This is a genomic window from Vibrio sp. 10N.261.55.C5 (genome assembly GCF_041470505.1).
GTDB classification, from domain to species: domain Bacteria; phylum Pseudomonadota; class Gammaproteobacteria; order Enterobacterales; family Vibrionaceae; genus Vibrio; species Vibrio crassostreae_C.
In genome coordinates this window covers 1-6680 of sequence record NZ_JBFRMS010000089.1, presented here as the reverse complement: position 1 = coordinate 6680, position 6680 = coordinate 1, and the positions used below count along the sequence as shown (strand labels likewise).

Annotated in this window: 7 protein-coding genes; 1 reads left to right on the top strand and 6 read right to left on the bottom strand. The window is 41.1% G+C overall.

Annotated features, from left to right (window positions below):
* Nucleotides 1–145: 145 nt before the first annotated feature.
* From AB4263_RS22795 to AB4263_RS22785, 3 genes are all read right to left on the bottom strand, one after another.
* Complete coding sequence (locus tag AB4263_RS22795) at nt 146–349, bottom strand: pyrophosphatase (RefSeq protein WP_102420170.1); 204 nt, start codon at nt 347–349, stop codon at nt 146–148.
* 301 nt (nt 350–650) lie between these two features.
* Nucleotides 651–2033 (bottom strand): DEAD/DEAH box helicase, encoded by a 1383-nt coding sequence (locus AB4263_RS22790; RefSeq protein ID WP_372098938.1) that lies wholly within the window; start codon nt 2031–2033, stop codon nt 651–653.
* The gene (locus AB4263_RS22785) at nt 2027–2572 is read right to left on the bottom strand and encodes a hypothetical protein (RefSeq protein ID WP_017064061.1); all 546 of its coding nucleotides are present in this window, start codon (nt 2570–2572) and stop codon (nt 2027–2029) included. The genes AB4263_RS22790 and AB4263_RS22785 overlap by 7 nt, the downstream gene beginning before the upstream one ends.
* 101 nt (nt 2573–2673) lie before the next feature.
* On the opposite strand from AB4263_RS22785, the gene AB4263_RS22780 reads away from it, so the two are divergent.
* Nucleotides 2674–2976: a helix-turn-helix domain-containing protein gene (locus AB4263_RS22780; RefSeq protein WP_017064062.1), complete on the top strand. Its 303-nt coding sequence runs from the start codon at nt 2674–2676 to the stop codon at nt 2974–2976.
* A gap of 22 nt (nt 2977–2998) precedes the next feature.
* On the opposite strand, the gene AB4263_RS22775 is transcribed toward AB4263_RS22780, so the two are convergent.
* Genes AB4263_RS22775 through AB4263_RS22765 form a run of 3 tightly spaced genes read right to left on the bottom strand, consistent with a single transcriptional unit; the run spans nt 2999 to nt 6569 of the window.
* Complete coding sequence (locus tag AB4263_RS22775) at nt 2999–4048, bottom strand: TniB family NTP-binding protein (RefSeq protein ID WP_017064063.1); 1050 nt, start codon at nt 4046–4048, stop codon at nt 2999–3001.
* 17 nt (nt 4049–4065) lie between these two features.
* Entirely contained in the window at nt 4066–5943 is a 1878-nt protein-coding gene (locus AB4263_RS22770; RefSeq protein WP_017064064.1) for a Mu transposase C-terminal domain-containing protein, read from the bottom strand.
* A gap of 2 nt (nt 5944–5945) precedes the next feature.
* Nucleotides 5946–6569, bottom strand: coding sequence for a TnsA endonuclease N-terminal domain-containing protein (locus AB4263_RS22765; RefSeq protein WP_017064065.1), 624 nt, complete (start codon nt 6567–6569; stop codon nt 5946–5948).
* Between the last annotated feature and the right edge of the window lie 111 nt (nt 6570–6680).

The following is a 6680-nucleotide window of genomic DNA, read 5'->3' as shown; positions in this document are numbered from 1 at the left end:
TGGGTTCATGGGGCGTTTACTGTCCTCCGACAACAATGGCTAGATATAGAGCGAGCATAGGGTCAGATAGAGTTTAAAAGTAGGTAGTGGTTAGGGGGGAATTGGTGATCTTAATTACACATCCCTGTGTAACGTATTTTGAATGTCAGCTGGCTTTAAAGAGCTTCATAAATTGACTAAAGCGTGGAATCAGGTTTTGCACAGTCGGCGCATCGGGAATCTCATTTACAAAAATCATAAAGCGCTGTGCTTTACTTTTATCACCTTGAGCAGTCCCTGCTAGTATTGCTTGAGCTAAAATTACATGCTCAGCGGTAACGTCCTTATTCGAAAATTCGTGAATCAACATAGAAAATCCTAACAAGTATAAATACGGATATAATAATACAATATATTGATGTTTATATCGATAGCTTATGGCATTCATCAATGTCAGATTTGTGTAAAAACAAGGCAGTGATGTGCACCATCAATACTGGACAGTGAGCTTAGTGACTTTCCATACTTATGCTAATTCGTGATTTGCTAATACTTGGTTCTTCGAAACTCATTTATGTCCAAGAATGAGTTACGATTTCAACAAGTCGGCTTGTACGATCTAGTCGTGACTAACAAGCCGATGTGTAAGATCTAATATGAGTTACTACAGTTTAAGTGAACGCTGCAATAACCCTCTGCTTAAATTGACCTAATCTCAGCTCATCCAAAGCTAAAGTGAGTCCTACATTATTTGAGTTGATAACATCTGAAGCTTCTCCCCAATTAAGTAGGCTTGGGTGAGGTCGATCAGATTGAACGCTTCCCGACACGGTACTCGGTGTCAGGTGCTTTTCATCAGTAGCGCTCGGCACATTATTCTCTTGTTTAATGTAAAAGCAGCTATCAGGAATATCCTGCTCAATTCTTTCAGCAAACCCAATCAAATTTTCTTCAGCGAAGGTATACAACCATGCTTCTTGGTTGGGTGAATCATTAACTCTCAATATCCTTCCAAGCACTTGCCTGAAGTACAGTTCCGTTTTTACCGAGCTCATATGACAACAAACCTGAAGCCGAGGGATATCCGTTCCTTCACTTATCATCCCAACACTAACTATCCACTGAACCGTTGAGTGACGAAAGGACTCAATTTCATGTAACGGATTATCATGATGATAAGTCACTATGCATGCTGATTGATTAAAGTGCTCAACAAGTCGCTTTTGAATGTCTTTAGCGTGCTTAATAGAAGAGGCGACCACCAAGCCTCCAGCACTTGGGGACTCTTCCCTTATCTGCTCTAACTTTTGGCAGCCGCTATTTAGTATGTAATTCATAGCATCTTCGTTGTGGATGACGCTTTGATAAGAGACATCGGATTGTTTAAGGCAATCAAGAATAGAGGCGAAGTGTTGATTGTCACTGCTAGCCTTAACGCTCAGGTGTTCATTATCGATTAAAACGATTTTAGGGCGGCGGCATACCTTATCTTCAACTGCCTGTTGCAAGCCGTATTGATAATCGCAAACAACCTTGCCTTCAGGATCAGAATACTCAGCCATGACGATCGGTAGTCGGTCAGAACGCCAAGGCGTGCCCGACAGCGCCAGAGTGTAACGAGCAAAGCCTTGGATCTTAGAAACAATTTCTAGCCCCCATGAATTTGACCGCCCCTCGTCATCAAACGAACAATGGTGGATCTCATCAAATATGACTAAAACTCGATATTTGCTGACGGTGTACCAAAAGTTTTCATCCAAAAAACGGATTGATTGGTAGGTGTAAGAGCCTCCAAGAGAACCCAAACCTCCATTAAAGGAACATTCGAGCTTCCATGAAAAGGTCTTTTGCATCCCTTCAGCAACAGTCAGAGAGGGCGAGAAGCACAGCACTAAGTCAATCATGCCTATTTCAAATAACCGACTCGCAACCTCGGCGGCCATAACGGTTTTACCCGCTCCAGGAGTCGCTTGGCAGAAGAAGTGTGAATGCTTGTTTGAAGTGAATTTCTCGACAGCTTGATCTGCACACTCGGCTTGCCATGCTCTTAACATTGAGGAGCCTTACTTTGGGCGACTTGCATCCAGTTGGTTAGTGCATTAATTCTGCCTAATAGCTTGGCTGAGCGTTCTCTTGCTGCATTAAATAGCGGCTGCATATCTTGCTTGTTGTTTGGGAAACGCGCTAACAACGATTGGTATTCCTCAATCTCGCCTAGAGTAATCGCCAGCTCACCTTCATGCTGTTTCTTCTCTCGCTCTAGTGCATTTAGAGAGCACTCTGGAATTTGAATATCCGTTGAGTCGACCTTAGCTTTCCTATTTCGACCCGATCTAGGCTCAATTGTGAGCGCTTTGAATTCGTTAGTTTGATGGTAGCGTTTGTCTCTGCGAACCCCAATAACAGAAAGCCAGCCTTTCTCCTCAAAAGATAGAAGTTGCTTATAAACATACTTTCGAGCGTCGTCCTTACTCGAGAAGGTTGAAGCACTGTTTAGCAAAGCATCCCTAGCGTCTGTGACGGAGAAATTATCCATCCCTTTCTCAATCAATAGGTTAAACATGTGAGGGTTAATTCTGGTTACTTTCTTCATGTGACTCTTACAGGTAATAAAAACTTAGGATTGCTAAGTATACAAAAATCAGTAAAACTTAGACAATCTAAGTTATCTAAAGGTTGAAAAGAAATGTGTAAGTGCAAAAAGACAACCCCATCCCTGCGAGGCTCAAAGCTGCGCGTAAAAAAGCCAAGATCACCCAAAAAGATTTAGGGGTGAAAATTGGTATGGAGCAGAGTTCTGCTAGCGGTCGTATGAATCATTACGAGAAAGGCAGGCATGTACCCGATATTGGTACGCTTGAACGTATGGCTGAAGAATTAGATGTGCCGCTAAACTACTTTTTCTGTAGGAGCGAATTGAGCGCTGAGCTAGCGTGCGCCATTGATAAAATGAGTGATGAAGAGAAGGCGGTGTTATTGGCTAAATTAGAGTCTTAATCGTTGTGCATCAACAAACCTCTTAAACCTTTAGGGCGCTTTTGCTTAGTAGCATGCTTAATGGAATAGCATCAGTAAAACGAGGGGCGAGAATCTTATCTTCTGAAGTAATCGCTCTCGTATTATAGGCTGAACTTGTATCAAGTTGGTCTAACTTCAGCTCCTCTAGCAAACATTCAAATGGATTGTCTAGATAAGGAAACTTCAGAGCAAATGTACTCGCGAGTATCTCCTTATCCACGGTACTTTTATTCTCTTTAAGACTCATAATCATGGCATCTTTCAAAAAGTGCTTGAGCCTTCGACACTCTCCACGACACATTGAAAACAAAGGGTAAAGAATTTCATTCTTAGTCAATACCGGCGTTTCCTCGTATCCCATTCTGGAAGCTAGTCCAGCCACAAATTTAGCAAAGTGTAGCTTCTGTTCGGAATCAATACTGTATTGAGTGTTGGTATTTTTCGAAGCGCTTTCAACCTTGAGTAATTTAAAGTAATTGATTTCTCTGCGCCAACTCAATCGAGAGTTCCACTGTGATTCCTTAGCGATAATATCGGCATAGGGCATTCCAACTAATACAAATGATACACATGCTTCCTCACTAATATATTTGAATGTATTCGCAATGGTCTGTCGTTCATCTGCTGTAGAAAACTCCACAAGCTCTTGAATTTCATTAACAATGATGAGCTCGACAGATTTACGTTTTAGCTGAGTGACCACTCCTTTAGCAAGTGCTATTTCATTCCTCTTTCGCACTGAGCGGCCTCCTGATTCTAAGTCCAGATCAACGAGAAATTGAGTTAGAGTATTTTGTTCATTTACTCGGCTAGGAATTCTGGTACTTAGGACTGTTTGCTTGGACCAACTCGATCCTGTCTTAAAGCGTGAAAGATAGTTATTGATCAAAGCGGTTTTTCCACTTCCAGACTCACCGGTTAATAAGAATGACTCAGGTTCACCGCCTAGTAATTGATTAAAGCGAAGTTGGTCAAGTATCGAATAGATCTCCGTAATTTCGGGGTACTCAATAAAACAATTATCGTAGGCTTTCAATTGTTCACACTGCATGGAAGTAAAATTCACGATTAGTAGCCCTCTATCTCTTCAAGATCATCATCGTCCAATGATAGTTGAGTACTAACAACGTTTAATGCTGAATTACTGCTTTCATTTTTTCTAACGATTGAGCCAGATCCTTCCGTGCCAACATCTCTGTATTTTGCAATCTTAGAAGTATTCCCTGTTTTAGGTTGGGTGAGCTTTTTGTTTTTAGAACTACGCATTCTCTCTGCTTCCCCTTCAATAAGAGCTTCCATATAGAGATAGGTATCGGCTAAAGACTCTTCATTGACGAGGCTTCGGGTATTCAACCTGCGCACTCTTTGAATTCGCTCATGTTCGAACAACGAAAGTCCATTGGTATACCCACTGTTATCAACCGCTGGGACTCTTATGTATTTCTTTTCTGATTCAAGAAAAACGTAGATAGCGCTTATATCCGACGGATCGGTTTTTGTCCTGACGAAGAGTTTCCCTTGTGAATTAACCGAATTGTATTTTCGATACTCTATGAGCTCATCCGATTGATAGCGCAAATTGTGCAACCTTATCCCAGCGATCCCTATCGTCCGGTGCCTTAACAACCCCAACTCAATACGTAACTCGGCCGCAGCTTGTCCTTGGTAGAAATTTGGAAGCCATTTCGATTCATTCCACTTATGATAAGGAACATTCCTTTCTCGACTATCAGAGTCCATGTGATAGCGGTCGATAACCCATTTATGTATTAACTCCATAAATACAGAAACTCTAACGGCAGACTCTTTTTTAGGATCGTAATCTTTAAGCTGAGTGGGGTTTGTGAATGTTTTTCCAGGCAGAGCGTTAACCAACCCCTTGTTTAGTTGATCAAATAACTTTTCTATACCGGTCTTTCTCCACGGTTTGGCAGCTTGGCTGTATTGAATATCCGACACCAAAGGTCTCAAAGAGTCCTCTAGGCTATCACTCCAAAACTCGGCACCATTATCAACGACCAGATAGTCTATTTTTCCATGACATGGCCAATCATTTGTTATTGAGGGATATTTTTCGCTTACCCAGTGCTTGTCTAGCAAAGTACTTAATAGTGCTTTTCTGACGGAATCAAAACTAGGCTCTCTAAAGTTAACGCTGAAGCCGACGATGCACTTACTAAACCTGTCATAGAGCATGGTTAGATATGGGCGACCTAATGGAATATCCAATTCATCATCAATCAGTATGACAGGGACTGGAGTATGGTCAATTTCAACGTACTCCATCGGTTTCGTCGCCTCTATTTGCTGGCCTACAGAACGAAACTCTCTATCTGCATATCGCTTTCCATACCTTTCCACTGCAACATCATAGGGTGGTAAACTATTCACTCTGTCATAAAATGCTCTTTGGCTAATTCGCTTGATTTTGCCTTCGACTATTTCTTGGTTGGCTTTAATTACTCGGCTTTTGTAATAGCGGTAAGCCTCTGCAACGCTTAAACGCTCTTTAGTCAGGTATTTTTTTTCAATCGCTTCATCAATGAGCGACTGTGAATCTGTATGAACGGTTCTATTTCCTTTTTGGGCGTGTTTAGGAATGAGCGAAAGAACGGCTCTCCCTGATTCAAAATACATTTTCTTCCAGCCGGCAAGAACTCGCCAACTCGGTGGAGATAGCCCTAGCTCTTGTTCAACCTGATTTAAAATCGGTACAAGATTTTTTTCTGTCCACCCACCTTTTAGACGTTTTTCAGTAAATTGAATGACTTTAAGACGTCGTAATACTTCTTGTTGAGTTTTTACAGGATAGGTATCAATGGAAGGGAGATACGATTTATCTTCTTCAAATAAATCACTCGGTATTTGGGTTACTAATTCCGCTTCGTTGGCAGAAGCTTCCATTTCATCAATGAAACCAAAAACGTCATCAAAATCTGACGTCATACCTAACACCAAACGTAGCTATTCAAACCAAAATCAGAGCTTCTAATATCAGTATTAACTCTCCCTGACGATAGCCAACAGAGTGTTGATATCAGAGTTTCATGCTCAGACAGTCCTAAGTGGTCGGAGATTTCGCGTAATTGTACTTTCTGTCTACGTTGTATAAATCCGAGAACAGACTTTTGCGCTTTAGTGATGGAATGCAAACCAGAGTAACGATGTAACAGCTTTAAGTTACTAAATATTGGGTCAATACGAATTTGTTTCTCTGTCACTAAAACAAGGCGTTTTCCTTGTTCTTCTAGTGCTACTCGCTGTTTTTCAGCAAATCGGAGCCTGAAGTCTGGTTTTAAAATCTGGCTTGAGTGCTTAATCTCAACAAGAGTAGATTGGTCGTTATGATTATCGGCTAAAAAATCTGGCGTATAACGACACTTGCGACCATTAAAGTAGTAATAAAAACCGTGTGGTTGAGATATGTACCCTTTAACATCAGGGTTATATTCGAGATGGAAACAAAAATCGAACTCTAAAACAGAGAGAGTGCGAACAACAGCATCATTTTTCAAGCTCATGAACTTGCAGATGTTGTGAACGTGAGAGGATTTTTTGGTTTGGTCGAACATAGTGCGCATCACTTTTGTTGTAAACCTACGACAAAAAATAGACTATGCTGACTTATAGTGCAAATTTGCTAACTTCTTTGCAATTTATGCTAAGTTAGTTTGCAAACATCA